The organism is Micromonospora sp. B9E7 (assembly GCF_039871815.1).
GTDB lineage: Bacteria > Actinomycetota > Actinomycetes > Mycobacteriales > Micromonosporaceae > Micromonospora.
Genome location: NZ_JBDPLX010000008.1, coordinates 76,364 through 102,571, shown reverse-complemented (window position 1 = coordinate 102,571; position 26,208 = coordinate 76,364). Strand labels below are relative to the sequence as shown.

Genomic DNA, 26,208 nt, shown 5'->3' with positions numbered 1-26,208 from the left:
CGGCGCCGTCGCAGTCGCCACCGCCGAGCCCTCGCCGTACGTCGACGAGGGCTCGGTGCCGTTCCGGGCGGCCGCCCGGAACGGTCCGCAGGTCGTGCTTGGATGGGTCGGAGACGATCGTCCAACCTGGAGGACACCATGCCGGATGACAGCACCCAGCAGGCGTTGACCGACCTGATCGCCGGCCGCTCGATGGGCGTACTGGCGACGATCAAGCGGGACGGTCGGCCGCAGCTGTCCACCGTGGTCTACTCGTTCGACCGGGATGCCGGGCTGATCCGGGTCTCCGTCACCGAGGGGCGGGCCAAGACCGCCAACCTGCGGGGCGACCCGCGGGCCAGCTTCCACGTCAGCAGCGAGGACGGCTGGACGTACGCGGTGGTGGAGGGACGCGCCGAGCTGACCGCGCTCGCCGCCGAGCCCGGCGACGCGACGGTCGAGGAGCTGGTGGCGCTCTACCGGGCGCTGCGCGGTGAGCACCCGGACTGGGCCGAGTATCGCCAGGTCATGGTCGACGAGGGGCGGTTGGTGCTGCGCCTGCACGTGGAGCGGATCTACGGATTGCCGCCCCAGGGCTGACGCGCCCGACCTGGTTGCTCAGCCCGGCTCGATCACGGTCACGCCCGGCCAACGCTGCGCCGGCCGGTGCCGGGCCAACCGTTGCCGGGACAGGGCCACGTCCACCCGGGCCGGGTTGTGCCGCCACACCCCGCCCAGGAGATCCGTGAGGCCGTGCGGTGCGCAGACCTCCAGCCGGTCGGCCGGGTCCAGGCGAACGGCCACGGCGGTCGCGTACTCCGGCCAGGTCGCGATCGCCTCGGCCACGCTGCGGTACGGGGCGATCGGGTCGCCGCCGAACTTGGCCGCGTACCAGGTGTGCACCGCCGCCTGGTTCCGCGCCTGCCACGGCGGCTGCGGCCACGCCGCCGCCAGCCGGGCGGTGGCCCGGTCGTCGTCGTCGCGGGTGAGCCTCGTCGGGTCGAAGAAGACGACGTCCACGTCCCGGACCGTCGCCGGGTCGAAGCCGTCGGCATACCGCTCGCCCCAGACCAGGTCTCGCAGGGCCCCCGCGCCGATCCAGGCGTCTGGCAGCCCGGAATCATGCACCACGCTCAGCGCCCGGGTCAGCCAACCGCTGCCGACGACGAGCTCTCGTAGCTCTTCCTCGCCCGCCATCATTCACCCACGGTAGGTAACGGGGGCGGAAAACGTTGCCCCGCCGCCGGGTGCCCGGCCGGTCACCGGGTATACCGACCTCCCGTGCCGGCAGTGCCGCTTCGGGGGCATGGGGGAGGGGTGGCGGGATGGGCACGGATCGGGGCACCGACGACGGCGGGTCCGCTGTCGCCCCGAACCTGCGGTCGGAGACGTCCCGGCTGCTGAGTTTCAGCGACGGCGTGTTTGCCATCATCATCACGCTGCTGGTGCTCGACCTCCAGCCGCCCGAAGGGCGCCGTGGTGAGCTGCTGCACGCGCTGGTCGAGCGCTGGCCGGCCTACCTGGCCTATCTCACGTCGTATCTGGTCGTCGCGGTCAGTTGGCTGAATCACCGGGCCGCCCTGCACCGGGTGGGGAGCAGCGGTAAGGGTCTGCAGTGGTGGAACCTCGGGGTGCTGTTCACCACCGCGCTGGTGCCCTTCGCCGCCTCGGTCATCTCGCAGGCCGTGCGGGAGGGCGATCAGGCGGACGAGCGGGTCGGCGTGGCGCTCTACGGCGCGGTCGGATTGCTGCTCTCCGCGAGTTGGATGGGTCTGTTCCACTACCTCGCCCGGCGTCACGATCTGCTGGATCCGGCAGTGTCGCGTGGGTTCTTCCCCACGGAACGGGCGCGGGCAGCGGTCGGTGTCCTGGGGTATGCGCTGGCGATCCTGATCGGATTTCTGGCCAGCCCGCTGCTCGCGCTTGTGATCTTCCTGCTGCTGCCGGCCTTCTACGCCGCGACCAGCAGCGGCCTGTACGAGTTGCGGCACCTGCGGCACCCGCACGGATAGCCGGCGGCCCGTACGCGTTACCCCCTCCCGCGCGCCGGGTAGACGGGCCGTGCCGACACCGAGAGGGGAGCACCATGACAACGGTCGGAGAGTTCATGACGACCCGGTTGGTGACGATGGACGGCAATGACACGCTCATCGCGGCCGCGCAGGAGATGCGCGACAGCGCGATCGGTGACGTGGTGGTGACCGACGGAGACAGTGTGGTCGGCATCGTCACGGACCGGGACATTACGGTCCGGGGTGTCGCGGAGAACATGGACGCGGGCTCGACGCGGCTGAACCAGATCACCACCCGCGACGTCATCACGGTGAGCCAGTACGACGACGCGGTGGCCGCCGCGGACCTGATGCGTACGTACGCCGTACGCCGGCTCCCGGTCATCGACGACGGACGTCTGGTCGGCCTGGTTTCGATGGGTGACCTCGCGGTCGAACGTGAACCGCAGTCGGTGCTCGCGGACATCAGCGCCGACGACCCGAACAACTGACCGTCCGCCGCGGGCGCGCCGGCCCTCCCTCTCAACGGGGGAGGGCCGGCGCTGCGCGTTCCCAGGCCGGGGCGGGCGGGAGAGGTGCCGGGGGCCGGGAGCGGGGGTCACCCGATTTGGGCGAGGTTGGCTGGCGGGCGTGGGGGGACCCGTGCGGGGACGTGCAACGCCGGCCGTCCGCGCGACGCGAGCGCGGTGGGTGGGATCCCGGGCCCGGCAACTGGGAGGAGTGGACCCGATGGTGGACGCGACCACGAGGTTCTTCGAGGACCTGGACCGGCGGGGGTACGAACCCCTGCTGGCGAAGACCTCCGGGACGCTGCGTATCGACCTGCACGAGGGGGCGCAGACCCGACACTGGCTGCTGAGGATCGACCACGGCCGGCTGAACGTGAGCCAGGAGGATCAGGAGGCCGACACCGTCATCGGGGCGAGCCCGGTCCTCTTCGACGACATCGCCGCCGGGCGTGAACACGGCCTGGCCGCGCTGTTGCGGGGAGACATGACGGTGTCGGGCGACGCCCGTCTCGTCGTGCAGGTCGAGCGGATCTTCCCGGGTTCCCCGGACGCCCGGGGGCCCCGTCGCCGCTTCGTCGGGGAGGTGCACTGATGGGGCAGAGCAACACGATCCGGATCCTGGACGGCAACACGTTCGTCGTCTGCGAGGACACCGGCGACATCGAGGCCACGCCGAGCGAGCCCACCGGGCTCTTCTCCATCGACACCCGGTTCCTGTCGACGTGGGTGCTGACCGTCAACGGCGAGCGGCTCAACGCGCTCTCCTTCGACGACCTGCAGTACTTCGAGTCGCGGTTCTTCCTGGTGCCAGGCATGGCCACGCACTATGTGGACGCGAAGCTGTCGATCGTCCGCGAGCGGGCGGTGGGTGGCAGCTTCCGGGAACAGCTCACCATCCTCAACCACGACGAGAAGCCGGTCGACCTGGAAGTCCGAATGGACGCGGCCTCGGACTTCGCCGACCTGTTCCAGGTCAAGGACGAGATCCTGAACAAGAAGGGCGAGATCTACACCGAGGTCGAGTCGGACCGGTTGCGGCTGGGGTACCGGCGGGGCAACTTCCGACGCGAGACGGTCATCTCCTCGTCGATGTCGGCGCGCTACGACAACAAGGGTTTCGCGTACACCGTGCACCTGGAGCCCAACGAGCAGTGGGAAGCCTCGATCGACGTCCAGACGCACGCCGTCGGGCCCGGCGGGCGGGACCTGCGTCTCGGGCTGCGCACGCACGGCACCGAGCGGCTCGCTCTCCAGCACGACCTGGAACAGTGGATCGCCGACGCCCCGAAGGTCAACAGTGAGCACGGCCGGGTGGCCAGCACCTACCGGCGCAGCCTGATCGACCTGGCGGCGCTGCGCTTCTCACCGCTGTCGCTGGGTGGTGCCACCCTGCCGGCCGCCGGTCTGCCCTGGTTCATGACCATGTTCGGCCGGGACAGCATCCTGACCTGCCTACAGACGCTGCCGTTCACCCCGCAGTTGTCGAAGACGACGCTGCGCATCCTCGCGTCGCTGCAGGGCAGCCGGTTCGACGACTTCCGGGACGAGGACCCGGGGCGGATCCTGCACGAGATGCGCTACGGCGAGACCGCGGCCTTCGAGGAGCAGCCGCACTCGCCGTACTACGGCTCGGTGGACGCCACGCCGCTGTTCGTCATCCTGCTCGACGAGTACGAGCGGTGGAGCGGGGACGTCGCGCTGGTCAAGGAGCTGGAGCAGGAGTCCCGGGCGGCGCTGAGGTGGATCGACAACTACGCCGACCTGGTCGGCAACGGCTACATCTGGTACGAGCGGCGCAACACCGACACCGGTCTGGAGAACCAGTGCTGGAAGGACTCCTGGGACTCGATCTCCTACTCCGACGGCACCCTGCCGCCGTTCCCGCGCGCCACCTGCGAGGTGCAGGGGTACGCGTACGACGCGAAGGTCCGCGGGGCGCGGCTGGCCCGCGAGTTCTGGGGTGACCCGGAGTTCGCCGACCAGTTGGAGCGGGAGGCGGCCGAGTTGAAGGAGCGGTTCAACCGGGACTGGTGGGTGGCCGACGGCGAGTACTTCGCCCTGGCCCTGGACCCGGATGGCCGCCAGTGCGACATTCTCAGCTCCAACATCGGCCACCTGCTGTGGAGCGGGATCGTGGAGCCCGAACGGGCGGAGAAGCTCGCCGCGCACCTGGTCGGGCCGCGGCTCTTTTCCGGCTGGGGGGTGCGCACCCTCGCCGAGGGGGAGACGCGGTACAACCCGATCGGCTACCACAACGGCACGATCTGGCCGTTCGACAACTCCTTCATCGCCTGGGGGCTGCGCCGCTACGGCTTCGCCGAGGAGGCCGCCACCATCGCCAACGGCATCCTGGACGCGGCCACGTACTTCGACGGCCGGTTGCCGGAGGCGTTCGGCGGCTACCCACGGGAGCTGACGAAGTTCCCGGTGGAGTATCCGACGGCGTGCAGCCCGCAGGCCTGGTCCACCGGCACGCCGCTGCTGCTGTTGCGCACAATGCTCGGTCTGGAGCCGCACGAGGGGCACCTGGCGGTCGAGCCACGGCTGCCGGTCGGCATGGGTCGGATCGAGGTGTTGGACATCCCGGGCCGCTGGGGTCGGGTGGACGCGTTCGCCCGTGGCCGAATCGACCTGAACAACCTCGCCGACTGAGAAATCGACCGACGAACCGGCGGTGGCACGCGGGTCGTGTCGCCGCCGGTCGCCGCCCGGCCGAACCCCAGCGCGGCAGGGTAGATTCTGCGGATGCCGGAGCTCGTGTACCCGCCCGTTATCGCCACCGCCAAGACGATGTTCCGTCTCCTCGACTTGAAGATCACCATCGAGGGCGCCCACCACGTACCCCGCACCGGCGGGGCGGTGTTGGCCAGCAACCACGTCAGCTACCTCGACTTCATCTTCGCCGGTCTGGGCGCCAACGCGTCGGGTCGGCTGGTCCGCTTCATGGCCAAGGACTCGGTCTTCACGCACCGGATCTCCGGCCCGCTGATGCGTGGCATGCGGCACATCCCGGTGGACCGGCAGGCCGGTGCGGCCTCGTTCCGCGCCGCCGTGAACGCGCTCAAGCAGGGGGAGGTCGTCGGCGTCTTCCCCGAGGCGACGATCAGCCGGTCGTTCACCGTCAAGGAACTCAAGAGCGGCACGGTCCGGATGGCCCGCTCGGCGAAGGTGCCGGTGTTGCCGGTCGCGCTCTGGGGCACCCAGCGGCTCTGGACCAAGGGTCGACCCCGCACGCTCACCCGTCGGCACACGCCGATCACCATCCTGATCGGCGAGCCGATCAACCCGGCGGACTTCCCGGACCCGAACGTGCTGGCCGCCGAGCTGACCACCCGGCTCAGCGCTCTCGTCGACCGGGCCCAGCGGGACTATCCCGAACAGCCGGCCGGTCCGGAGGACGCCTGGTGGCAGCCGGCGCACCTGGGCGGCACCGCGCCCACGCCGGAGGAGGCCGCCGCCCTGGACGCGGCCACCGAGCACAGCACTCCCAGCGCCTGACGGCCGAGTTTGGCCGGATCGTTCCGCACCTGGGCATGATGGTGTCTGCCGGCGCGAACGCCGTCGGGCCAGGATCGACGTCATGAGCAGAGCAGCACTCGTCGTGATCGACGTACAAGAGTCCTTCCGTCAGCGCCCGATCTGGGCGCACGGCTCCAACCCCGACCTGGTTCGCCAGGTCGACCGGCTGGTGGCTGCCGCCCGGCAGCGCGGCGACCTGGTGGTCTGGGTCCTGCACTCCGAGCCGGGCACGGGTGGATTGTTCGACCCCGCCCTCGGGCACGTGCGGCTGATCGACGGGCTCGTCCCGGTCGACGGTGAGCCGACACTGGTCAAGACCGCGCACAACGCGTTCACCACCACGAACCTTCAGCAGGTGCTCACCCAGGCCGGCATCAACGACATCACCGTCTGCGGCATCCGCACCGAGCAGTGCGTGGAGACCACCACCCGGGTCGGCGCGGACCTCGGCTACCGGATGACGTTCGTCACCGACGCCACGTTGACCTTCCCCATCCCACACCGGGACCTGCCGGAGACCGCCACGGTCGCCGAGATCCTCGCCGACCCGCGCACCCTCGGCAACGAGGAGATCGTCACCCGCACCGAGTACGCGCTGGCTGGCCGCTTCGCGACCATCCGCACCGTGGACGAGGTCACCGGCGCGACCCTCGCCGGCACCCGGAGCTGACGCGATGACCAGGGTCGTCTTCCTGCTGGTCCCGCAGTTGCACCTGCTGGACCTCGCCGGGCCGGCCCAGGTCTTCTCCACCGCCGCCGACCTCGGCCTCGACTACCGACTGCACTACGTCGCCGAGCGGGAGCAGGTGCCCACCGTGCAGGGCGTACCCCTGGTCGCCGAGACCCGGTGGCCCGAGCTGACCCCGGACGACCTGGTGATCGTGCCGGGTTGGCGGCCGGCGGCGCACGGGCCGGAGGGGCCGGTGTCGCCCGGTGACCTGCGGCGGCTGGCCGAGCACCACGCGGCCGGCGGCACGGTCGCCAGTGTCTGTGCCGGGGCGTACGCCCTCGGACGCGCCGGGCTGCTCGACGGCCGACGGTGCACCACCCACCACGAGGTGCAGGACGACCTGGCCCGCCGTCACCCGGCGGCTCGGGTGGTCCGCGACGTGTTGTACGTGGTCGACGACCGGGTGGTCACCTCGGCCGGCATCGCCAGCGGCATCGACGTGGCGCTGCACCTGGTGGCCACCCGGCACGGGCCGGGCGCCGCCGCGAAGATCGCCCGCGCGCTTGTCGTCTACGCCCGCCGCCACGGGCACGAGCAGCAGGCCAGCGCCATGATGCGGCACCGCTCCCACCTGTCCGACTCGGTGCACCGGGTGCAGGACCTGATCGACAGCCGGTACGCCGAGACACTGCCACTGGCCGACCTGGCCGCCGCCGGAGGTCTGGCGGAACGGACGCTGACCCGGCTGTTCCGGGCGGCCACCGGGCTCACCCCGCTCGGCTACCAGCAACTGCTCCGGGTGGAACGTGCCGAGCACCTGATCGGACACGGCACGACCGTGGAGGCCGCCGCGCGGACCGTCGGCTTCAGCGATGCCCGGATGCTGCGCCGCCTGCGAGCCCGCTCCACGAGGTCGGCTCCGGCCCCGAGCGGTAGTAGTCGTCCCGGGAGTGGAACTCCACCGGCAGCGAGCCGGGCAGCGTGACCCGGGTTTCCCCGGCGAGGAGGGCGGGGCCGGCCCGCAGCAGCAGCACGTCGCGCTCCTGCGCCGAGAGGTCGACCAGTTGAGGGTGGGTGAGCCGGAACATGGCCACCGCCCGGCGGACCTGCTGGGCCAGCGCCACGACCTCGCCGGTCGGCCCGCCGAGGGCCAGCGCCGGCTGTTGGATGGTGCGCAACGCGTCGCAGACGATCAGCAGTTGCGACGGCTTGTCCTGCTCGGCCGCCGGCAGCTCCAAGCGGGATGGCCACTGCCAGCGGATCTGCCCGCTCATCAGGCCGTTGGGCCGAGCGGGTGGCCGTGCCCTGGTCGTGTCGTCGACGACCAGCGACAGGTGCGAACCGCTGCCCACCCAGCAGATCCGCTGGTCGGTGATGGTCACCGCGACCGGCTCGGGTAGCTGCCACCGGCGCCGCGTCTCGCTCGGCCCGAGCAGGTAACCCGCGACCAGCAGGCGGTGGCGGCCGAGGACCCGCTCGCCGGGGACCGGACGCAGGCTGTAACGGCGATCCAGGATCGGCCCCACATCGTCGTCGGGCGCGTCGAACCGGTGGGGACCGATGAAAAAGGGGGACGCGTCGGCCTGCATCGTCACGACCTCCCGGTCAGCTGGCTGTGATGAGAAGCCTGTCGGATCGGAGGGCCGCTGTCATGACGCCTGTTAGGGGGTCGGCCGGTCGTGCGTCGCCTGTGACCGGTAGATGCCGATCTCCTCTGGGCGGACGAGGCCGTCCTCGATCGCGCGGGCGAGGAGTGCCGACTTTGTGGCGGCTGGCCGCCCCGCCCGGGTGTACTTGATCCGCGCACGGTCCACGTACTGCTTCACCGTGTGCTCGCTGATCTGCATCCGGCGAGCCACCGACGCCTTGGACATCGACTGGAACCAGAGCAGCAGCGCCTCACGTTCCTTGTCGGACAGCATCGGCCGGTCCGGCCGGGGGTCGCCGACCATCGCCCCGGCCAACGCCGGTGGCACGTACGGGCGGTCGCTTGCGGCGGCCAGCACGGTCGCCACGCAGTGCTCCCGTCCCTCGTGCTTGGCCAGGAACGCCGCCGCCCCGGCGTCCAGCGCGGCGAGCATCGTCTGCGGGTCGGTGTGCTCCGAGTAGACCACCACCCGACGCCCGGCGGCGCTCAGCTCGGCCAACTTGTCCAGCGCCATCCGCCCGTGCAGTCGCAGGTCGAGCAGGACGACGTCGGCGTCCGGCGCGGCCCGCAGCACCTCGTCCGGGTCGTCGCCGGTGGCCAGCACAGTCAGACGGGGTTCGGTGGCGAGCCAGGCACGTACACCCTCGACCACCACCGGGTGGTCGTCGACGATCGCCACCCCGATCGGCCGTTCGCCGGTCATCGCCGCCACCGGGTCTGCGCCCATCTGATGTCCCCGTCCCGTTCGTAGAGGTGCTCCACCTGCCCGGCGTCGTGTTCCGCGAGTGGTGGCCCGGTCGCCTCCGGTCCATCCCGGTCCGGGGTGACCAGGCTGACCACCACCTCGTTCGGGCTGGACACCACGGTCAGCCGGGCCCAGCCGTGGGCGTCGGCCAGGGTGGCGGTGAGCGGGTCGGCCAGCCGACGTCGGATCTCCACCGGCAGCGGCGGCGGGTTGCCGATGGTGACCAGGTCGATCGGTAGGCCGTTGCGTTCGGCCAGGTCGGCGGCGGCTCGCAACTCGTGCAGCAGTGGGTCGGGCACGTCGTCGGACTCGGCGATCAGCCGGCGCAGTCGGGCGGCGGCCAGCACGCTGCGGCGTTGTACCTCCGGGTCGTCCGGATCGGCCTGGCCGGCGGCCAGATCCCCGAGCACCCGCCCGGCCGCCCAACCGACCAGCGCGAGCCGGTCCCGGCGGTCCCGGCGGCCACGTTCCGCGGCGTCGCGCTCCGCCGCCAGCGCATGGCCGGCAGCCGAGACGGCGGCCCGTTCCCGGGCCAGGGCGACGATCGCGGTGCTGCCCACGAACACCGCCACCGGTAGGGAGAACGTGCCGTAGACGTACATGACGTAGCGGGCCACGTCGGCCGGGTCGGCTCCGTGCCCGAGCACGGCGACCAGCGCGATCACCGCATGCGTGCTCAGCAACGCGATCAGCCCGACGACCCGACGACCCCACACGGTCAGTACGAAGAACCAGCCGAGCGTGCCCCACACCCAGTTGGCGGCGGTGAACAACTGCCCCTCGCCGGCGGCGGCGAAGACGGCCGCGTCGACGACGAGGAGAAGCCCGGCCAACGGCCACGGCGGCAGCGGCGAGCCGCGCAGCAGTCGCACCCCGGCCACCGCGCCGACCACCGCGACCAGCACCCAGGCACCGAGCACCACGGCCGGCGCGGCGAACTCCGTGCGGGCGGCCAACACCGCAGGCAGCCCGATCGCGACATGCCAGGCCAGCGCGATGGCGACGGCGGCGATCCGGGCACCCCGGTCGGACGCGTGCGCGACGGCCGCCGGCGCGGCGAGCCCCTCGGCGACCACCGGCTCCCGGGGCGCCGGCACGCTGTTCCGGTCCAGTGCCCCCAGTTCGCCGGTCTGCGTCGGCGTGCCGAGGTCAGCCGACACCGGGCCACTCCAGTCGGATCCGGGTGCCCGCGCCTATCGTCGAGTGCACGTCGGCCCGTCCACCGACCGCCGCCATCCGGCCGCGGATCGACTCGCGTAACCCGTACCGGTGAGGTGGGACGGTGGCCGGGTCGAAGCCGGGACCGTCGTCGGCGACCTCGACCACGACGCCGATCGTGTCCCGGCTCATCCGCAGCGTGACCTGCGCGCCCGGCGCGTGGCGGACCACGTTGGACAGCGCGGCGTAGGCGCTCTCGCTGATCGCGTCGGCCACACCCGCCGGGACGGCGTAGGCGTCCAGGTCCAGGCGTACCGGAAGCTCGGGCAGGCGGTCCACCGCCAACCGCAACCGCTCGTCCAGCGGCACCGGGCCGTCGCCGGCCACCGGGCCGACGTCGGTGAGTGCGACGAGGGTACGCAGGTCGGCGGCACACCGTTCACGGAAGGCGGCCGAGGGCCCGTGAACCGCACCGAGCCCCACCATGGTCAACGTGCCGAGCACGGTGTCGTGCAGGTCGCGGTTCTGCTGGCGTTCGGCGTCGCGGGCGGCCCGCGCGACCAACGACTCCCGGGTCAACCGTTGATGCTCGACGAAGGCGCGGTCCGCACGGCCGATCCGTCGACGCATCACCCCCGCCATCATGGCCGTGCAGGCGGTCTGCATCAGCAGGGTGGCCGCGTGCGCGCGAGCCTCGGCGGGGTTGCCGGCCGCCTGCGCACCCGTCGCGTACGTCGCGACGACGAGCAGCCCGGCCGGGATGGACCAGCGCGCCGGGGCGGTGGCCTGTGTGTTGATCACCGTGGTGCTGGCCAGCACGGCGATCCAGCTGCCCTCGCCGGGCAGGACGCCGGGTGCCACCAGGACGGGGATGAGGAGGCAGGTCAGCGCGGTGACGGCGACGTCACCGGCGACCAGGTGTGGGCCGATCCCGTGGCGAAGTGCGCGGTGCGCGTACCAGATCGACCAGCCGGTCAGCGCGGCCACAGCGGGCAGCAACACGGCTGGCTCGACCGGCGGGGTCCGCACCGACAGGGCCACTGCCGCGCCGACCACACCGCAGGTCAGCCGCAGGATGGCCGGCAACGTGGTGAAGATGAGGCCGAGCGCCCCGCCGGCCGGGTTGTCCAGCGTGGGCGGCGGCACGGAAGGAGCGGCAGTGGCCGGCATCGGGAAGTGTCCTTCCGACAACGACCCATCCGGGTCCGCGCGGGCGGAGATCGACATCGGACAATAGCATGCTTTACTGCGAGCGCTGACCAGTTGGGTGCATAGTGTCGCTAATGTGTCACTCTGTGCTGCGAGGTTGGAGCAGGTCCCACCGGTTGCCGTAGAGATCGGCGAAGACCGCGACCGAGCCGTACGCCTCGTGGCGCGGCTCCTCCAGGAAACGCACTCCGGCGGCCACCATTCGGGTGTGGTCCCGGGCGAAGTCGTCCGTGTACAGGAACAGCCCGACCCGGCCGCCGGTCTGGTCGCCGACCCGCGCACGCTGCTCGGCGGTACTCGCCCGGGCCAGCAGCATCGCCGTCTCCCGGGCACCGGTCGGGCGGACCACCACCCACCGCGACCCGTCCGGTCGGGCGGTGTCCTCCACCAACTCGAAACCGAGGCCGCCGACGTAGAAGTCGATCGCCTCGTCGTACTCCCTGACCAGCAGCGCGACAAGTCCCAGATGTGCCATTCGGTCATCATCCCGGCGGGCGTCGCGGGCCCAACCGGCGGCATGCCCGCCGGTCGCTCGCGTCACGCCACCGTTCGTGCGCGTCGTGGGGTTCGCTTCGCTTCGCGGCCCTCCGCCGGTCGGTCAGGCGAACCCGATCGGGGTGGACTGGATGAACCAGTTGACGTGCCGCCCGCCCACGTCCACGGCGTTGCCGTAGTCGATCGCCGCGTACCGGCGGCCGGTCTCGGGCATCGTGAAGCTCTCCTGCTTCTCGACTCCCGTGCCGGAGACGACGCGCACCACGTGGTGACCCGGGGCGACCCGCACCGGGAACAGGACCCAGTTGTGCTGGCCCTCGACCGCGAAGTGCCGATCGACGATCTCGGTGCCGTCGATGCTGACCGTGAGGGCGACCGGGTCGTCCGCGAACGACTGGTTGCTCACCCAGAGATGCAGGTCCGCCTGGTCTCGTTCCACGAGGCGCACGGCCGAGGCGTCCGGGCTCCGCGACACGGCTGGGCTCGGCGGCGGGGGTTCCGGCACGCCGTCTTCCGTGGTGCACCCCGCGGTGGCGAGGAGCGCCGTCACGGTGAGGGTCGCGGCACGCAGTCGGTCCATTCCGCTGTGACGCCCGGATGTCGGTGTCGGTTCCGTTCCTCAGCGCGGAACCGCGCGTGCCCGGCGTCCGTCCCATCCTCGGGTGGAGAGGTGGTGAGCCGGATGCGCTCGTCCCGGACAGCACTGGCGGTCGCGCTGCTCGGCGTGGCACTGGCTGGCTGTGGTGGCACGACGACGAAACCGGGCGGGGGCGAGGAGCCCGGCCCGGCCGAGATCGTCGACGGATGGACATCCTGTGCCGAAGCGGCCCCACGGGCCGGCGAGGTGATCACTGTGCCGAACACGGCGACCTCGGCGCCGGCCGTGCCCGAGCCGAGAATCGGGCGCATCGACCCGGCGTTCACTCCGATCGCCGTGGTGCTCTGCGGGCGGGGGATCCAGCCGGGCGCCGGCGGGGGTCAGGAGCAGACCGCCACCGAGCGGCGCGCCGAGGAGACCTCCGCTCTGCTCGCCGCGCTGCGGCTGCCCGATCAGCAGGCCGACGGGGAGATCGCCTGCACCCTCGACATGGTCATCCCACCCTGGTTGGCCCTGGTCGACGAGCAGGGCCGCTGGCTGCGGCCGTACCTGCCGACGGACTCCTGCGGCAAGCCGCGCTCCGAGGTGACCGCCGTACTGGCCGGGCTGCCGTGGAAGACGGTGGCCACCCGTACCGTCGGGCAGATCGAATCCCCGGCGGCCGAGGCCGCCGGATGCGCGCAACGCTGGGCGGACATGGTGTGGGCGGAGACCCGCCACGGCCGCCCGGGACCGTCCGTCCCGGCCACGTCGCCGGCCGCCGGGCCGCTGCGCCTCTGCGTCTACCAGGTGCCCCCGTCGGAACAGGGCGGCGACAAACCGGCGGGAGATTTCGTGTACGGCGGGCCGCTACCCGCCGAGCGTCAGGCGGGCGTGCTCCGAGGGCTGTCCAACCGTCGAGCGGTGCCCGACTGCGCCACCCCGGCGTCCCGTTTCGCGGTGCTGCGCTCGCTCGACGGGGCCGGCCCGGACCGGTACGTGGAACTCGACGGGTGCCGTCGGTTCCTGGTTGCGCCACCGAGCGGTGGGGCCCAGCTCGGTCAGGGCGACGATGCCCTGGCCAAACTGCTGGGGCCGGTCTGAAAGTCGGGGGGTCGCGCTACCGTCCCGTTCATGGCAGCTCGGATCTCCCTGACCCTCGACTCCACCGATGCCCAGGTGCTCGCCGCGTTCTGGAAGACGGCCCTGGGCTACATCGACGAGCCACCAGCACCGCCCTCCGCCACGCGCGAGCAGCTCGACCTACCGGTGGACGAGCCTCCTGAGCACGGCGCGTGGCTGTGCGACCCGGATGGTGTCGGCCCCTTCCTCTCCATCCTCGACGTCCCGGAGCCCAAGACCGCGAAGAACCGTCTCCACATCGACATCCGGGTGCCGGGCCACGGCAGCCCCGAAGAGCGATGGGCGCGGATCAGGGCCGAGGCCGCTCGCCTGGTGCAGGCCGGCGGGAAGGTCCTGGAGGAGGTCGACTGGCAGCACGTGGTGATGGCCGACCCGGAGGGCAACGAGTTCTGCGTGGCGGCAACCTCCTCCTGACGGTGGTGTCACCAGGTGTCCGGGCGGTCGAGGTCGCCGACCGGCCGGTAACCGCCGAGGATCGCCAGGCCCTCCGCCTCGGTGTAGCCGCTGCCCCGACCCCTGCGAAACGCCTCCACGACGCAGGGTTTGACGGTCATCTCCAGCACGTCGCTGCCCTGCCGACGGGCCCGGTACGGGCCTGCGACAAGGTCCCCGGACCTGGCTTCGTAGCCGTCCGGCGCGCGTTGCGCGCGAACGGTCAGCCAGCGCCCGGCGTCGTCACCGACGACGAGTGAGCCGTCCACGAAGGAGCCGCCCCCCGAGCGGTCGAGCATGATCGAGCATCCGAGCAGCCGTCCGCCGGGCGGCAACGACTCCAGGCGGAACGGCACGACGCAGCGGTGGGCACCGTCGAACCGGACCCGGGAGGCGATGCCCGTCGCCTCGTCCTGGGTGGTCGCGTACGTGTCCAACTGGGCCCAGAGCCCGTCCACGGGCTGCCACCGCACGAACCACAGTTTCTGGTCGCCGGACGGATCGAACCAGGCGACCCCAGGGCGGCCATCGACCCGCGCATCGGTGCGCGGCTGCGGTCGCCCGGCTGACGACAGCGTCTGCTGCAACCCGTCCAGCGCCGCCACGCTGCGCGCCAACGCGAAACGGGCCTGCCCCTTCGGGCCCCGGAACTCGACGCTCTCGATGCCGCGACCGGCGGTCCACGTCGCGTACTCGGCGCCGTCGACCAGGGCGTCGGTCGAGAAGTGCACAGTTCCGGGATCGGCACCGACATCCTCCGGGCGTGCGGCGGCACCGGCCTTTCCCGACGCCTCCGGCAACATCAGCGCCGCAGCCGGCATGATCGGGTCGTCGCTGCTCCGGCCGATCGGGACCGCCAGGACGACCGAGGTGACGGCTACGCACGCCGCTGCCACGCCCCCGGCGATCAGCCCGCGCCGACGCACCCTGAGCCGGCGACCGCGATGACGGGCGTGCTCCACGATCGGAGTCGGGTCGACGTCGCCGCCCGCGTGGTGCTGAAGAGTCGCGGTGAGCTGCTGATCGAGATCGCTGAACATCAGAACTCTCCTGTCCGTGCGGGGGTCGGCGCTTCCTGCCGCTTGCGCAGCGTTGCCAGGGCGCGCTTCGCGTGCGTGCGAACGGTGCCGGCCGAACAGGCCAGGATCTCGGCGATCGACGAGTCGTCGAGATCCTCGTAGTAGCGCAGAACGATCACGGTGCGCTGACTCCTCGGCAGCTCACGGACGAGCCGCCACAAGGCGTCGCGCTCGGCGACCACCGCAGCCTCGTCCGCAGCGCCCGCCCGGTCGGTCACCGCCGCGACCGAAACCTCCCGGCTGCTGCGCCGCCGCCACCACGAGTTGTGGGCGTTGACGAGCATCCGGCGGACATACGCGTCCGGCCGATCCGTCCGGGAGATCCGCCCCCACCGGGCATACGCCCGGGCGAGGACCTCCTGAACCAGGTCCTCGGCTCGATGCTCGTCATCGGTCAGCAGTCGGGCGAGCCGCACCAGCGCCGAAGTGCGAGCGAACGCGTACTCCTCGAACGTCACGCCCTATTAACGCCGTAGGTCGACCGGCCCGTAGACACCGGTTGGGCAGTTCTTGCGTCGGTTACGGCCCCGCCTGCAAACGCCGGCAGGGGTAGCAGTAGCCGGAGGTTTCGCGGGCAGCGCGGTTGGCGCCGGTCTGCGTCGCACCTGTAGAGCTGCCCCACAGGTGGGGCAGCCGCAGCAGGAGCGCCGCGCGGATCGAGCTTGGCAGCGGGCTGCTCGACCGCCCGGACCGGAGCGACGCGAGTTCCGGCCTGCCTACTTGTCGCTGACGTAGGTGCCCCGCTGAGGCACGGTCATCACCAGTCCGCGCTCTCGCAGGAGGCGCACTGCCGCGCGCACCGTGCCGCGAGCGACGCCGTACTCCTGCTGAAGCGTCGACTCACTCGGGATCGGTCGGCGGGGTGGCAGCTCCCCGGCCTCGATCCGCTTGGCGATCACGTCTGCGAGCTGAACGTACATCGGCGTCGGAGACAGTGGATCGATCATGGACGCAACCTAGGGCACGTTCATGGACGTCCAGATCGTCGGTACGTCTATAGACGTACAGGGACGTACAGCGCTACGCTCGACGTGGAAAAGGTGACGGACCGTAGGAGGCTGGATGCGAAGGGTCCGCTATGACGAATACCTGCTGTCAGTGGCGCTGACCCTCGCGCGGCGTCATCGTCCGAGTCGGAACTGGTCGCAATGGCGCTACGTGTGCCGCTGTGGCGCGCAGCTTCCCTGTCGATCCCGTCATCGCATCCCGATCAATCGGGGGCACTGGCCCGGTGAGGACCAATGACGCAGCACGGGCCGGTCCTGCCGCTGTGGTTGTGTGAGGCGTGCGACCGGCCCTGGCCCTGCCCACCACGACGCGATGAGCTGCTGGGCGAGTACGCCGACGTCTCGCCCTCGCTGACCCTCTACATGGGCACGTGCCTGGTGTCCGCCCGGCAGGACATGAGCTGGGCTCCGCCGGACACCCTCCGGCTTCGCTTCCTCGGGTGGATCCCGTGACCACGCTCAACTCAGGCGATGTCGTGCTGATCGGCCCGGCGTGTTCGGTGCAGTTCAGCGGTGCGCGGGCGCTGCGCATCCGGCTCGTGTCGCTCGGCGACGCCGACCCGTACCACGGCTGGGTGTGGTTGACGGGCTACGTGCTCGACGCGAAGGGCGCAGCTACGGATAGGAGGGAGGTCTACGTCCAGCGTGCGGGAATCGTGGTCGAGCAGAGACGCCCGGGTTCGCCGCAGGCGGGTCGGAGCGGCGTCCCAGCCTCGTCTCAGGCCCGTGTGAGCCGTCCAGGGATGCTGGAAGCGCAGCCATCTGTCCTTCGGCAACAGCGCGGGCTTGCCTGTAGAACGGGTTAGCTCGCGGTGCGCGGCAACTGTCGACCAATGCGTGCAGACGAGGCCGTCAGAGCTGCTGGACGATCTGGATCGGGTTGCCGTCCGGGTCGGCCACCCAGGCGATCAGCAGGCGATCGAGCCACCGGTGCGGTTCGGCCAGGGCGGCGGCACCGTTCGCCGTGAGTTCGGCGTACGCGCTGGCGGTGTCGTCGGTCCAGAGGATCACCGCGGCCCGCTGGCCTTGCGGCACGGGGTCGAGCCCGTGATCGTCGCGGGTGGAGGCGACCGAGGCGATGCCGATCTTGTAGCCATCGAGCACGAGATCGATGTGAATGGGCTCGCCCTCGGCTGGCACCCGGAAGGTCTCGGTAAAGCCCAGGCCTGCGTAGAACTCGGCGGTGTGGGAGACGTCCTCGCTGAAAAGGATCACCTGAGGAGTGCGGAACATCGACACGGCCCGACGCTATCAGCGCTGCGGCTTCCCGAAGCGATGCTGGTAGAAGGCAGGAGGAGAGCGGTGCGCCCGGCAGGATTCGAACCTGCGGCCTTGGGATTAGAAGTCCCCTGCTCTATCCGCTGAGCTACGGGCGCGTGTGGCGTGGGTGTCGCGCCCAGAGGGTACCGCCGTCCGGGTGCCCGGCGGCGTAAAGGGTGCCCGCGTCCACGTTGCCGAGCAGGGTCTCACGTCGGCCCTGCGGCGGGCATCCGGGTTACCCGGAACCGACGTGACCTTGGACCGTACCTTTGGCTGGTGTTGCTGGATTCCGACGCCGAGAGCGACGTCGCCTACGAGCTGTGCCAGGTCGTCGGTCGCGCCATCCTGCCGTACCGGTCGGGCGACGCCTTCGGTACCGCCTTCTTCTTCCAGGACGGCGACGACCCGGTGGGGGAGTCGCTGCTGACGGCGGCGGACCTGGTGGGCGCGTCGGGTGGTGAGCTGGGGTTACGGGCGAGCGTCACCGAGCCGGCCGGGGTCGCCCCGGCGGTCGTGTCCGAGGCCGAGATCGTGCCCGGTTGGGCCCGTTTTCCGGGTGACGGGGTCGCGGTGCTGCCGACCGGCGGCCTGCACCGCTACGCCGGCGACGGCGGCTGGCGCTGGCGCGTCCAGCCGGTGCCGGCGGGGATCGCCGCCGGGCCCGAGGTGGTCGCCCGCCTCGGCGCCGACGCCGGCTCCGCTTTCGTGCTGGCCCTGGGGGTACGCGAAGACGGCTCCCGGCCGCTCGAGGTCGCGATCGAGCGCGTGGTCCGCGCCGGGGACGCCGTGTTGATCACCACCGAACTGCCACCTGGGTACGTCGGCGCGCCGGTCTTCGTCGTCCAGCCCGACGCGACGGGGGAGGTCTCGTTGTACTGCCTCGGGCTGGTGCTACCCGGCGTCGACGGTCATCCGGTGGCGACCTTCGACCGGATCCGCGCGGTCCTCCCGGTGACGCCCGGCGACGTCTGAGCCGCGTCGCCGTGTGGCCGGGCTGGCCGCCTGGCTTCGCCCCGCCTGCTGAGCCGCGATTCGTACCACTGTCAGCCTGGTGGTCAGCCAGCGGGCTTTGCCGCGCCTTCTGAGCCGCGACTCGTGCCACCTTCCAGCCTCGTCAGCTGCCGGGCTTTGCCGCGCCTGCCGTTCTCGGGGGTCCCGGCCTTGCCGATGGTCGACTTGACGTCGGTCGGGCTCTCCGCAGTCGGTGCAGAGCTGGTCGGCCCAGGGCTGGCGGGGGCGGCGTCTGCTGTGGTCGACGGTGGGTCGGACGCGATTGGATCAGCGCTGGCCGGGGCGGTGGGGCCGGCGGCGAGGAACGCCTCGGCCCAGCGGCCCACCTCGTCGAAGACCTTCTTCCGGACGGCGGGGCCGGAGAGGGTGAGGTCGTGCAGCCCGCCGTCGAAACGGGCCAGGGTGACGTGGCGGCCGAGGCGGGGCGCGTACCTGACCATGTGTTCGACGTCCAGCACGGCGTCGGCCAGGGTCGCGTTGTCGTGCCACCGGGTGCCGCGGAAGGAGCGGGTCGAGCAGGCCAGCAGCACCGGCACCTGGATGTCCAGACCGGCGCGCAGCCGACGTTGACCGGTACGGATCGCGTTCAGCCAGCCGGCCCGCACCGGGAACCCGGCCAAGGGCTTCCACGCCAGGTCATAGGTCCACTCGCCGCGGTGGTCGGAGTGGATGCTCTCGCCGTACACCGTGCCGAGCCCGAACGGCAGGATGCGGTGCGGCGCCCTGCGGCCCAGCCGGGCGACGGCGGCCGCGAGGGGTCGGCGGACCGCCCAGGGTGCGTTCAGGTCGAAGAAGGGGCTGTTGAGCACCAGGCCGTCGACGGTGCCGGAGTCGCGGCGGGCGTCCGCCCAGAGCGAGAGGATCAGGCCGCCGGTGGAGTGGCCCATCGCCAACAGGGTGTCGTGGCCGTCGTCCTTGCGGATGATCTCGGCGGCGGCGTCCAGCTCGGGGAAGTAGTCGCTGATGTCGCGGCAGAAGTTCGGGGTCTGGCCCGGGAGCAGACTGCGACCGTATTTGCGCAGGTCGAGCGCGTAGAAATCCCACCCGCGCTCGGCGAAGAAGTCAGCCAGGTGGGTCTGGAAGAAGTAGTCGACGAATCCGTGCACGTAGAGCACGGCCCGCCCGGTGGGGCGCTCGGCGCGCCGCCGGACCACTGTCGCGACGACCGGGCCCTCGTCGTCGGTGCCCAGGTCGATCGTCTGCCGCTCGTACGGCGGCCCCAACACGTCCGGTTCCACGACCGCGACGCTACGCCGCCAAGCTACCCAGCGGTAGCCCGCGCGTGGCCTGCGCGACCCGTCCCGGCCCTCCCGGCCCTCCCGGCCCTCCCGGCCCTCCCCGGCCTCCTTGGTCGATCATGGAGTTGTGGTGGCCCGTAAAAGGGGTGATTGTGGATCTAGTGCCCACCACAATCCCATGATCGACTCGGAGGGGTGAGGGTCAAGCCGTCTCCGCGTCGGCCCGGCTCGGGTCGGCGGCGGGAATCTGCTCCTGGTCGTCGGTCTGGTCCGGCTCGCCCTGCGGCTGCGGGAGGTCGCGCAGGTGCTTGTTGTGCCGGGGCTCCTGGCGGGTCTTCGCGTCGTTGAGCCGGCGGCGCAGGTCGTCGCGGACGTCGTTGAGGGCGGCGTGCAGGTCCTCCTCGGCGGAGGTGGTGACGATCTTCTGTCGGCCGGCGATCCAGCACTCCAGGGTGACCTTCTGGCCACGGGCCTCCCGGTCCTTCACCGACACCTCCAACTCGGTGGCGTCGGCGTGGAAACTGGCCAGCCGGGCGTCGAGGGTGGCGAACTGCTCGGCGATCCAGTTGCGGTCGCCCTGCGAGAACCCGGCACCGACGCGCAGGCACTCGGCCACGGTGGCGGGGTTGGCCACGGCGCTCATCGCCGCGCCTCGGAAGCGTTCGCGGACCCGATGGTGGTGATCATCATGGCGCTGACCTCTCGTCGACGTGCAGCTGTCGGTGGTGCCTTGATCAAGTGCTTACCCAGTTCGGGCAGCCCCGGAAACCGCCGACGTTCATCCAGGCGGGTCGGGCGTACCACATCCGGGCATGATCAGGGCTTTGTCCACAGGTGGGTTCGTCGTCCACAGGTCGCGGATGGGCGCTGGTGAGGGTCGCCCGCAGCGCACAGGCTCGGTGTCGAGTCGACTCGCGCTGGCAGGCCCCGATCCCCCTGGAGGGACGATGTTCGACACTTATGTAACTATCGTCGGTAATGTGCTGACCGTGCCTGAGTGGCGGCGCACCACCCAGAGCAACACCCTGGTGGCCAACTTCAAGGTCGCCTCCACCGCCCGACGGCTCGACCGCGACACCGGCCGGTGGGTCGACGGCAATTCGCTGCGCGTCCGCGTCAACTGCTGGCGCAAGCTCGCCGAAGGGGTGGCCGCCTCGGTCATGGTCGGCGACCCGGTGGTGGTCTGCGGCCGGCTCTACACCCGCGACTGGACCGACGACGCCGGCAACCACCGCACCCTCTACGAGCTGGAGGCGGTCGCCGTCGGTCACGACCTGTCCCGGGGTCGAGCCCGGTTCCTGCGCAACCGGCCCAGCGTCACGACCAGCACCGTGGAGGACACGGAGGCCGAGAGTCGGGTGCACGGCGAACCGACCGAGCCCGTGCCGGCCGAGCAGGCGCCCGTGCTGCCCGACGACCGCGCGCTGGACGACGAGTTCGAGCTGCCCGACTACGTCGCGGTGCGCACCAGCCCGTTCCTCGACGCCGATGGCTCCGCGACCGGCAGCCAGATCGGGCAGTCCAGCGTCCCGCTGGACCTCGACGACGAGTTCGCCCCTCCACCCGGAGAGGACGACGACCACACCGACGACGACCCGGACGACGAGTTGGGGTCGGCACCCGACGACGGTCAGCCGGAGCCCGCGCAGACCGGTCGGGGGCGGCGCGGCCGAGGTCGGGTGCCGCAGCCGGCCTGACCGACCGGTTCGGCCACCACAGGCTGGGCGGCAACCGAGCGACCCGGTGTCCTCGCGGGCGCTCCGGTGGCCCTGCAGACGGCCCACGGCACGACGGGGGCGGGGTGGCGGCGCGAGCGGCGTCGTCACCCCGCGTGGCGGCAGTCGCAGGGCTGGCCCGCCCGGGCGCCGCACGAACCGCTCGGAGGTGGTGAAGCACCGTGGGCCGGGCTGGTTCACCGGGTGCTCGTCTAGGCTGGCCGGCCGGAGGTGGTGCGGGTGCGACGGACAGCGCCGGTGGCGAACGCGGTGGGGCTGCTGGCCGGGTACGCGCTGGACAGGCTGCTCGGTGACCCGCGCCGGTGGCACCCGGTGGCCGGCTTCGGTCAGGCTGCCGGAGCATTGGAGCGCAGCCTCTACCGGCCGGACCGGACGGCGGGTACGGCGTTCACCGCGCTGGCCGTGGGTGCTCCGGTGCTGCTCGGGGCAGCCGCCGTGGCGGCTACCCGGAACCGACCGGTGGCCCGCGCGGTGCTCGTGGCCGCCGGCACGTGGAGCGTGTTGGGTGGGCGCACGCTGCGGCACGAAGCCACCGTCATGGGTCGGACACTGCGCGCCGGCGACCTGCCCGCCGCCCGTCGACGCCTCGGCCACCTCTGCGGGCGCGACCCGTCGACGCTGGACGAGTCGGAGCTGGCCCGCGCCACGGTCGAGTCGGTCGCCGAGAACACCTCCGACGCGGTCGTGGCCCCGCTGGTCTGGGGTGCGGTCGCCGGCCTGCCCGGGCTGCTGGGCTACCGCGCGGCGAACACCCTCGACGCGATGGTCGGGCACCGGTCGGCGCGCTACGCGCGGTTCGGCACTCCGTCCGCGCGGCTGGACGACGTGCTCAACCTGGTGCCGTCCCGGCTGACCGGGCTGCTCACCATCGCCGTCGCGCCTGTCGCACACGGGGATCGGCAGCAGGCGTGGCGGGTGTGGCGGCGGGACCGTAACGACCACCCGAGCCCCAACGCCGGTCAGTGCGAGGCGGCGATGGCCGGTGCGCTCGGGGTTCGCCTCGGTGGCCGCAACGTCTACTTCGGGCGCTCCGAAGTGCGGCCCTTCCTCGGCGACGGTCCCCGCCCGGAGGCGCGACACCTGAAGCGTGCCGCCCGGATCTCCGGCGCGGTCGGGCTGGCGGCGGTCGGGCTGGCCGCCGCGTACCCGGTGACCCTCGGCCGTCTGGTCGGCGCGCTGGGCCGGCGCGGGCTCGGTGCCGTAGGCCCGCGTGGGCTCATCGCCGCAGGCCGCCGTGGGCTCGGTGGCGTGGGCCCGGGTGGACCGGGTGCCGTGGCGAGTCGCAGCGGGCTCGCTGTCGTGGCCGGAGGGCGCGGGCTGGCTGGGGCCGGCGAGCACGAGCGGCGGGCTGGCGGGGCGGCGCGGGGGAGCGGCCGGTGAACGGCGGCCTGCTGGTCGCCGGCACGACCTCCGACGCCGGCAAGAGCGTGCTCACCGCCGGGATCTGCCGCTGGCTGCACCGCCAGGGCGTGAAGGTCGCCCCGTACAAGGCGCAGAACATGTCGAACAACTCGGCGGTGGTCGTCGGGCCGGACGGGCGCGGCGGCGAGATCGGGCGCGCCCAGGCCATGCAGGCCGCCGCCTGCGGGCTCGCACCCGACCTGCGGTTCAACCCGGTGCTGCTCAAGCCGGGCAGTGACCTGGCCAGTCAGGTGGTGCTCCTCGGCGAGGCCGTCGACACCATCACCGCCGGTACGTTCCGGCACCTGCGTCCCCGCCTCGCCGAGACCGCGTACGCGGCGCTGGCCGAGCTGCGGGACACGTACGACGTGGTGATCTGCGAGGGTGCCGGCAGCCCTGCCGAGATCAACCTGCGGGCCGGTGACTACGTCAACATGGGGTTGGCCCGGCACGCCAACCTGCCCACCATCGTGGTCGGCGACATCGACCGGGGCGGCGTGTTCGCCTCGATGTTCGGCACCGTGGCGCTGCTCGACCCCGCCGACCAGGCGCTGATCGCCGGCTTCGTGATCAACAAGTTCCGGGGTGACCTCGGGCTGCTCCAACCCGGGTTGGACATGCTGCGTCACGTCACCGGCCGCCCCACGTACGGGGTGGTGCCCTGGGCACTGGACCTGTGGCTCGACGCGGAGGACTCCCTCGCCTACGGCCGGGTGCTCGGCCGCCCCGCCGCCCCGCACGGCACCGAATGGCTGGACGTGGCAGTCGTCCGGCTGCCCCGGATCAGCAACGCCACCGACGTGGAGGCGCTGGCCACCGAGCCGGGTGTCCGGGTACGCCTCACCATCGAACCAGCCGAACTGGCCGCCGCCGACCTGGTCGTCCTGCCCGGCTCCAAGTCCACCGTCGCCGACCTCGCCTGGCTGCGCGAGACCGGCCTCGCCGACGCGGTGACCGCGCATGTGGCGGCCGGCAAACCGGTGCTCGGCCTCTGCGGCGGTTTCCAGATGCTCGGCCGGGCCATCCACGACCCGGTGGAGAGCCAACGGGGCAGCGTGCCCGGGCTCGGTCTGCTGCCCATCGAGATCACCTTCGACCCGCGCAAGACCGTCCGGCAGTCGGTGGGCACCGCGCATGGCGGCCTCCCGGTGCGCGGCTACGAGATCCACCACGGGTACGTCTCACAGACCGACCCCACCCTGCCCCCGCTGCTGACCGGCGAGGACGGTGTCGGCGAAGGGGCTGTGCTCGGCGCGGTACACGGCACGCACTGGCACGGGACGTTCGAGTCCGACGAGTTCCGCCGGTGGTTCCTCACCGAGGCGGCTCGCCTGGCCGGCCGTACCGGGTTCCGGGTCGCACCAGCCACCAGCTTCGCCGCCGCCCGGGAACGCTCGCTCGACCTGCTCGGCGACCTGGTCGAGGAACACCTGGACACCGAAGCGCTCTGGCACCTCATCGAAGCCGGCCCACCCGCCGGCCTCCCGTTCATCCCACCAGGCCCGCCGCCGTCCTGACGGTCCGCCGGCCTCCCGTTCATCCCACCAGGCCCGCCGCCGTCCTGACGGTCCGCCGGCCTCCCGTTCATCCCACCAGGCCCGCCACCGTCCTGGCGGTCCGCCGTTCTGCCCGCCGCCGCCCTGGCGGCCCGCCCGTTCCATTCGGCCCAGCGCCGTCCTGACGGTCTGCCCTCCCATTCGGAGGTGGGGCACGGGCAGCGAAGGGTGATCGTGCTCGATCCTTGTTGTAGTGGCCTGATGGGCGACAGGAGGGGCCTCTTTCCTGGATCGAGCACGATCTTGAACCGGCCGCGCAAAAGGGGCCCAAGATCTGCGCACTTTCGGGGAAACTGCTGCCTCAGCCGGTCGGGAGGCAGCAGTTTCGGGGAAAGTGCGCGGATCATGAGGGCCCGGCGGGGTAGGGGAATCAGGGGCGGATGTCGGCGGGGCGGTCGGTTGTCGGCAGGCCGGCGGCCAGCCATGCGTCGACACCGCCGATCATGTCGGTTGCCCGGCGCAGCCCGAGGGTCTGCAGACTTGCGGCGGCCAGGCTGGAGCTGTAGCCCTGCCGGCACACCAGCACGATCTCCCGGTCGTACCCGGTGGCTTCCGGGATCCGCCAGGCGCTGGCCGGATCGAGTCGCCATTCCAGTACGGTCCGGTCGATGACGACCGCGCCTGGCAGGTCGCCCTGTTCACGGCGTTGCAGGTCGGTACGGGTGTCGACCAGCAGCGCACCGCTGCGGACCGCCTCGACGGTCTGCTGCGGAGTCAGTCGGTGCAGCCCGGCTCGGGCCTGTTCGAGCAGGGCGTCGATACCGGGGCTCATCACGTCTCGGAGCACCACCCGATGATGCCGATTCGGTAGCAGCCACGGCGGCGAACGGGCCGCCCGTCACCCGTCGCCGCCCCAATTCCCCCGGACGTGATGGCGGCCGGCCAGGGGCGGTCAGCCGGACGTGTCAGTCCGCCCTGCGGGAGCCCGGAGGCCGCGTGATCCACTCGGCTTCAGGGAAATCGCGGTGTCCCAGCGACGCGGATACCGCGATTTCAATGATCCGGAGTCGATCACCCTGTCCAATGGCCGCGGCGGCATACTGCGGTCATGCACTACGCGAGGCTCGACAACGCGCGGCTGCACAACGCGAGGCTGCACAACGCGAGGCTGCACAACGCGAGGCTGCACTGAACCCGGGAACTGGGCAGCCGACCGTGGCGGTTGTCGAGGCGTACGCCGAATTGGCTTGTCGGGTGCTCGCGGGCCCGGCGCGGTTGGGGCGGACCCGGCTGGTCGCGGTCGACGGGCCGAGCGGCGCGGGCAAGAGCCGGTTCGCCGCCCGCCTCGCGGACGCCCTGGCGGTGCTGGCCGGCGGCCGACCGCCGGTGGTGCACACCGACGACCTGCTCGACGGGTGGGACGACCAGATCACCTTCTGGCCCCGGCTCGACGAGGGGGTGCTCGGCCCGCTGCGTGCGGGGAGGCCGGGGGCCTACCAGCGTTACAGCTGGGTGCGGCGACGCTTTCTGGCCCGACCGGTTCCGGTTCCGGTGGCGTCGGTGCTGGTGCTGGAGGGGGTCAGCGCCGCGCGGGCGGTGATCGGGCCGGAACTGACCCTGGCCGTGTTCGTCACCGCGCCCGCGCCGTTGCGGCTGGCTCGCGCGGTCGCCCGGGACGGGCCGGAGATCCTGCCCGAGCTGCGTCGCTGGCATGCCGGGGAGCGGGCGCACTTCGCCGCCGACGACACGGCGAACCGGGCGGACCTGCTGGTGGAGGGTGCGCCGGCGCTGCCGCACGATGCGGACCGGTACTACGTGCGCCTTCGCTGAGCGGGGCATGGACGTCCGCCATCGGCTACGGCACGATGCGAGATGGCCGCCATC

General features: G+C 71.9%; 30 protein-coding genes, 1 tRNA gene and 1 pseudogene. 17 read left to right on the top strand and 15 right to left on the bottom strand.

The window, feature by feature from the left end:
- Positions 1–138: 138 nt before the first annotated feature.
- A complete protein-coding gene (locus tag ABGB10_RS15570; protein ID WP_347661712.1) occupies positions 139–579 on the top strand; it encodes a PPOX class F420-dependent oxidoreductase in 441 nt (146 codons plus the stop codon).
- An 18-nt stretch (positions 580–597) separates the two neighbouring features.
- Here the strand turns inward: ABGB10_RS15570 and ABGB10_RS15565 are convergent, their stop codons facing one another.
- Positions 598–1,179: a nucleotidyltransferase family protein gene (locus ABGB10_RS15565; protein WP_347661550.1), complete on the bottom strand. Its 582-nt coding sequence runs from the start codon at positions 1,177–1,179 to the stop codon at positions 598–600.
- A 125-nt stretch (positions 1,180–1,304) separates the two neighbouring features.
- Here ABGB10_RS15565 and ABGB10_RS15560 point away from each other — a divergent pair, with 125 nt between their 5' ends.
- From ABGB10_RS15560 to ABGB10_RS15530, 7 genes are all read left to right on the top strand, one after another.
- Positions 1,305–1,991 (top strand): TMEM175 family protein, encoded by a 687-nt coding sequence (locus tag ABGB10_RS15560; protein WP_347661549.1) that lies wholly within the window; start codon positions 1,305–1,307, stop codon positions 1,989–1,991.
- Positions 1,992–2,065: 74 nt separating this feature from the next.
- Positions 2,066–2,482 carry a CBS domain-containing protein gene (locus ABGB10_RS15555; protein ID WP_145779288.1) on the top strand — a complete coding sequence of 139 codons (417 nt, stop codon included), beginning with the start codon at positions 2,066–2,068 and terminating at the stop codon, positions 2,480–2,482.
- A 238-nt stretch (positions 2,483–2,720) separates the two neighbouring features.
- Complete coding sequence (locus ABGB10_RS15550; protein WP_347661548.1) at positions 2,721–3,092, top strand: SCP2 sterol-binding domain-containing protein; 372 nt, start codon at positions 2,721–2,723, stop codon at positions 3,090–3,092.
- Entirely contained in the window at positions 3,092–5,152 is a 2,061-nt protein-coding gene (locus ABGB10_RS15545) for a glycogen debranching N-terminal domain-containing protein (RefSeq protein WP_347661547.1), read from the top strand. Before ABGB10_RS15550 ends, ABGB10_RS15545 begins: the two co-directional genes overlap by 1 nt.
- A 93-nt stretch (positions 5,153–5,245) precedes the next feature.
- Positions 5,246–5,998 carry a lysophospholipid acyltransferase family protein gene (locus tag ABGB10_RS15540; RefSeq protein ID WP_347661546.1) on the top strand — a complete coding sequence of 251 codons (753 nt, stop codon included), beginning with the start codon at positions 5,246–5,248 and terminating at the stop codon, positions 5,996–5,998.
- Positions 5,999–6,080: 82 nt separating this feature from the next.
- Positions 6,081–6,689, top strand: a complete 609-nt coding sequence (locus ABGB10_RS15535; protein ID WP_347661545.1) for an isochorismatase family protein — start codon at positions 6,081–6,083, stop codon at positions 6,687–6,689.
- A 4-nt stretch (positions 6,690–6,693) separates the two neighbouring features.
- Positions 6,694–7,674 (top strand): AraC family transcriptional regulator, encoded by a 981-nt coding sequence (locus ABGB10_RS15530; protein ID WP_347661544.1) that lies wholly within the window; start codon positions 6,694–6,696, stop codon positions 7,672–7,674.
- Here the strand turns inward: ABGB10_RS15530 and ABGB10_RS15525 are convergent.
- The 6 genes from ABGB10_RS15525 to ABGB10_RS15500 all read right to left on the bottom strand — a co-directional run bounded on the left by ABGB10_RS15525 (position 7,556) and on the right by ABGB10_RS15500 (position 12,449).
- A complete protein-coding gene (locus tag ABGB10_RS15525) occupies positions 7,556–8,278 on the bottom strand; it encodes a hypothetical protein (protein ID WP_347661543.1) in 723 nt (240 codons plus the stop codon). The genes ABGB10_RS15530 and ABGB10_RS15525 overlap by 119 nt on opposite strands.
- A 72-nt stretch (positions 8,279–8,350) precedes the next feature.
- Positions 8,351–9,064: a response regulator transcription factor gene (locus ABGB10_RS15520; protein WP_347661542.1), complete on the bottom strand. Its 714-nt coding sequence runs from the start codon at positions 9,062–9,064 to the stop codon at positions 8,351–8,353.
- Entirely contained in the window at positions 9,037–10,179 is a 1,143-nt protein-coding gene (locus ABGB10_RS15515; protein ID WP_347661711.1) for a hypothetical protein, read from the bottom strand. Before ABGB10_RS15515 ends, ABGB10_RS15520 begins: the two co-directional genes overlap by 28 nt.
- 52 nt (positions 10,180–10,231) lie before the next feature.
- Positions 10,232–11,410: an ATP-binding protein gene (locus ABGB10_RS15510; RefSeq protein ID WP_347661541.1), complete on the bottom strand. Its 1,179-nt coding sequence runs from the start codon at positions 11,408–11,410 to the stop codon at positions 10,232–10,234.
- Between the two features lie 118 nt (positions 11,411–11,528).
- A complete protein-coding gene (locus ABGB10_RS15505; protein WP_347661540.1) occupies positions 11,529–11,924 on the bottom strand; it encodes a VOC family protein in 396 nt (131 codons plus the stop codon).
- Between the two features lie 123 nt (positions 11,925–12,047).
- Positions 12,048–12,449: a hypothetical protein gene (locus ABGB10_RS15500; protein ID WP_347661539.1), complete on the bottom strand. Its 402-nt coding sequence runs from the start codon at positions 12,447–12,449 to the stop codon at positions 12,048–12,050.
- Between the two features lie 177 nt (positions 12,450–12,626).
- On the opposite strand from ABGB10_RS15500, the gene ABGB10_RS15495 reads away from it, so the two are divergent.
- Both ABGB10_RS15495 and ABGB10_RS15490 read left to right on the top strand, forming a co-directional pair.
- Entirely contained in the window at positions 12,627–13,625 is a 999-nt protein-coding gene (locus tag ABGB10_RS15495; protein ID WP_347661538.1) for a hypothetical protein, read from the top strand.
- 30 nt (positions 13,626–13,655) lie between these two features.
- Positions 13,656–14,078 (top strand): VOC family protein, encoded by a 423-nt coding sequence (locus tag ABGB10_RS15490; RefSeq protein WP_347661537.1) that lies wholly within the window; start codon positions 13,656–13,658, stop codon positions 14,076–14,078.
- A gap of 8 nt (positions 14,079–14,086) precedes the next feature.
- Here the strand turns inward: ABGB10_RS15490 and ABGB10_RS15485 are convergent, their stop codons facing one another.
- The 3 genes from ABGB10_RS15485 to ABGB10_RS15475 all read right to left on the bottom strand — a co-directional run bounded on the left by ABGB10_RS15485 (position 14,087) and on the right by ABGB10_RS15475 (position 16,122).
- A complete protein-coding gene (locus tag ABGB10_RS15485; RefSeq protein WP_347661536.1) occupies positions 14,087–15,136 on the bottom strand; it encodes a hypothetical protein in 1,050 nt (349 codons plus the stop codon).
- Entirely contained in the window at positions 15,136–15,633 is a 498-nt protein-coding gene (locus ABGB10_RS15480) for a SigE family RNA polymerase sigma factor (protein WP_347661535.1), read from the bottom strand. The genes ABGB10_RS15485 and ABGB10_RS15480 overlap by 1 nt, the downstream gene beginning before the upstream one ends.
- Positions 15,634–15,891: 258 nt before the next feature.
- Positions 15,892–16,122, bottom strand: a complete 231-nt coding sequence (locus ABGB10_RS15475) for a GntR family transcriptional regulator (protein ID WP_347661534.1) — start codon at positions 16,120–16,122, stop codon at positions 15,892–15,894.
- A gap of 294 nt (positions 16,123–16,416) precedes the next feature.
- On the opposite strand from ABGB10_RS15475, the gene ABGB10_RS15470 reads away from it, so the two are divergent.
- Positions 16,417–16,635 carry a hypothetical protein gene (locus ABGB10_RS15470; RefSeq protein WP_347661533.1) on the top strand — a complete coding sequence of 73 codons (219 nt, stop codon included), beginning with the start codon at positions 16,417–16,419 and terminating at the stop codon, positions 16,633–16,635.
- A complete protein-coding gene (locus ABGB10_RS15465; RefSeq protein ID WP_347661532.1) occupies positions 16,632–16,988 on the top strand; it encodes a hypothetical protein in 357 nt (118 codons plus the stop codon). Before ABGB10_RS15470 ends, ABGB10_RS15465 begins: the two co-directional genes overlap by 4 nt.
- A gap of 46 nt (positions 16,989–17,034) precedes the next feature.
- On the opposite strand, the gene ABGB10_RS15460 is transcribed toward ABGB10_RS15465, so the two are convergent.
- The gene (locus tag ABGB10_RS15460) at positions 17,035–17,415 is read right to left on the bottom strand and encodes a VOC family protein (RefSeq protein ID WP_347661710.1); all 381 of its coding nucleotides are present in this window, start codon (positions 17,413–17,415) and stop codon (positions 17,035–17,037) included.
- Between the two features lie 70 nt (positions 17,416–17,485).
- Positions 17,486–17,558, bottom strand: a tRNA-Arg gene (locus tag ABGB10_RS15455).
- Between the two features lie 160 nt (positions 17,559–17,718).
- Between ABGB10_RS15455 and ABGB10_RS15450 the strand changes: the two genes are divergently transcribed.
- Complete coding sequence (locus ABGB10_RS15450) at positions 17,719–18,414, top strand: hypothetical protein (protein WP_347661531.1); 696 nt, start codon at positions 17,719–17,721, stop codon at positions 18,412–18,414.
- An 83-nt stretch (positions 18,415–18,497) separates the two neighbouring features.
- Here ABGB10_RS15450 and ABGB10_RS15445 read toward each other — a convergent pair whose 3' ends face one another.
- Together ABGB10_RS15445 and ABGB10_RS15440 are read right to left on the bottom strand one after the other, a co-directional pair.
- Entirely contained in the window at positions 18,498–19,691 is a 1,194-nt protein-coding gene (locus ABGB10_RS15445) for an alpha/beta fold hydrolase (RefSeq protein WP_347661530.1), read from the bottom strand.
- A 202-nt stretch (positions 19,692–19,893) separates the two neighbouring features.
- On the bottom strand, positions 19,894–20,334 hold the full coding sequence (locus tag ABGB10_RS15440) for an HPF/RaiA family ribosome-associated protein (RefSeq protein WP_347661529.1): 441 nt from the start codon (positions 20,332–20,334) through the stop codon (positions 19,894–19,896).
- A gap of 304 nt (positions 20,335–20,638) precedes the next feature.
- Between ABGB10_RS15440 and ABGB10_RS15435 the strand changes: the two genes are divergently transcribed.
- The 3 genes and pseudogenes from ABGB10_RS15435 to ABGB10_RS15425 all read left to right on the top strand — a co-directional run bounded on the left by ABGB10_RS15435 (position 20,639) and on the right by ABGB10_RS15425 (position 24,345).
- Positions 20,639–21,388, top strand: coding sequence for a single-stranded DNA-binding protein (locus ABGB10_RS15435; protein WP_347661528.1), 750 nt, complete (start codon positions 20,639–20,641; stop codon positions 21,386–21,388).
- 258 nt (positions 21,389–21,646) lie between these two features.
- Positions 21,647–22,612 (top strand): annotated as a pseudogene (locus ABGB10_RS15430) (cobalamin biosynthesis protein); the annotation flags it as partial.
- Positions 22,613–22,803: 191 nt separating this feature from the next.
- Positions 22,804–24,345: a cobyric acid synthase gene (locus tag ABGB10_RS15425; RefSeq protein WP_347661527.1), complete on the top strand. Its 1,542-nt coding sequence runs from the start codon at positions 22,804–22,806 to the stop codon at positions 24,343–24,345.
- A gap of 409 nt (positions 24,346–24,754) precedes the next feature.
- Here the strand turns inward: ABGB10_RS15425 and ABGB10_RS15420 are convergent, their stop codons facing one another.
- Positions 24,755–25,156 carry a rhodanese-like domain-containing protein gene (locus ABGB10_RS15420; protein ID WP_347661709.1) on the bottom strand — a complete coding sequence of 134 codons (402 nt, stop codon included), beginning with the start codon at positions 25,154–25,156 and terminating at the stop codon, positions 24,755–24,757.
- A 383-nt stretch (positions 25,157–25,539) separates the two neighbouring features.
- Between ABGB10_RS15420 and ABGB10_RS15415 the strand changes: the two genes are divergently transcribed.
- On the top strand, positions 25,540–26,154 hold the full coding sequence (locus ABGB10_RS15415) for a hypothetical protein (RefSeq protein ID WP_347661526.1): 615 nt from the start codon (positions 25,540–25,542) through the stop codon (positions 26,152–26,154).
- Positions 26,155–26,208 lie beyond the last annotated feature (54 nt).

Excerpts from the sequence above, each read along its gene's own strand:
- ABGB10_RS15550 (WP_347661548.1), top strand. The coding sequence starts at position 2,721 with ATGGTGGACGCGACCACGAGGTTCTTCGAGGACCTGGACCGGCGGGGG.
- ABGB10_RS15540 (WP_347661546.1), top strand. The coding sequence starts at position 5,246 with ATGCCGGAGCTCGTGTACCCGCCCGTTATCGCCACCGCCAAGACGATG.
- ABGB10_RS15555 (WP_145779288.1), top strand. The coding sequence starts at position 2,066 with ATGACAACGGTCGGAGAGTTCATGACGACCCGGTTGGTGACGATGGAC.
- ABGB10_RS15570 (WP_347661712.1), top strand. The coding sequence starts at position 139 with ATGCCGGATGACAGCACCCAGCAGGCGTTGACCGACCTGATCGCCGGC.
- ABGB10_RS15460 (WP_347661710.1), bottom strand. The coding sequence starts at position 17,415 with ATGTTCCGCACTCCTCAGGTGATCCTTTTCAGCGAGGACGTCTCCCAC.
- ABGB10_RS15545 (WP_347661547.1), top strand. The coding sequence starts at position 3,092 with ATGGGGCAGAGCAACACGATCCGGATCCTGGACGGCAACACGTTCGTC.
- ABGB10_RS15440 (WP_347661529.1), bottom strand. The coding sequence starts at position 20,334 with ATGAGCGCCGTGGCCAACCCCGCCACCGTGGCCGAGTGCCTGCGCGTC.
- ABGB10_RS15435 (WP_347661528.1), top strand. The coding sequence starts at position 20,639 with ATGTTCGACACTTATGTAACTATCGTCGGTAATGTGCTGACCGTGCCT.
- ABGB10_RS15495 (WP_347661538.1), top strand. The coding sequence starts at position 12,627 with ATGCGCTCGTCCCGGACAGCACTGGCGGTCGCGCTGCTCGGCGTGGCA.
- ABGB10_RS15525 (WP_347661543.1), bottom strand. The coding sequence starts at position 8,278 with ATGCAGGCCGACGCGTCCCCCTTTTTCATCGGTCCCCACCGGTTCGAC.
- ABGB10_RS15475 (WP_347661534.1), bottom strand. The coding sequence starts at position 16,122 with ATGATCGATCCACTGTCTCCGACGCCGATGTACGTTCAGCTCGCAGAC.
- ABGB10_RS15535 (WP_347661545.1), top strand. The coding sequence starts at position 6,081 with ATGAGCAGAGCAGCACTCGTCGTGATCGACGTACAAGAGTCCTTCCGT.
- ABGB10_RS15520 (WP_347661542.1), bottom strand. The coding sequence starts at position 9,064 with ATGGGCGCAGACCCGGTGGCGGCGATGACCGGCGAACGGCCGATCGGG.
- ABGB10_RS15485 (WP_347661536.1), bottom strand. The coding sequence starts at position 15,136 with ATGTTCAGCGATCTCGATCAGCAGCTCACCGCGACTCTTCAGCACCAC.
- ABGB10_RS15420 (WP_347661709.1), bottom strand. The coding sequence starts at position 25,156 with ATGAGCCCCGGTATCGACGCCCTGCTCGAACAGGCCCGAGCCGGGCTG.
- ABGB10_RS15510 (WP_347661541.1), bottom strand. The coding sequence starts at position 11,410 with ATGCCGGCCACTGCCGCTCCTTCCGTGCCGCCGCCCACGCTGGACAAC.
- ABGB10_RS15490 (WP_347661537.1), top strand. The coding sequence starts at position 13,656 with ATGGCAGCTCGGATCTCCCTGACCCTCGACTCCACCGATGCCCAGGTG.
- ABGB10_RS15530 (WP_347661544.1), top strand. The coding sequence starts at position 6,694 with ATGACCAGGGTCGTCTTCCTGCTGGTCCCGCAGTTGCACCTGCTGGAC.
- ABGB10_RS15470 (WP_347661533.1), top strand. The coding sequence starts at position 16,417 with ATGACGCAGCACGGGCCGGTCCTGCCGCTGTGGTTGTGTGAGGCGTGC.
- ABGB10_RS15560 (WP_347661549.1), top strand. The coding sequence starts at position 1,305 with ATGGGCACGGATCGGGGCACCGACGACGGCGGGTCCGCTGTCGCCCCG.
- ABGB10_RS15565 (WP_347661550.1), bottom strand. The coding sequence starts at position 1,179 with ATGATGGCGGGCGAGGAAGAGCTACGAGAGCTCGTCGTCGGCAGCGGT.
- ABGB10_RS15505 (WP_347661540.1), bottom strand. The coding sequence starts at position 11,924 with ATGGCACATCTGGGACTTGTCGCGCTGCTGGTCAGGGAGTACGACGAG.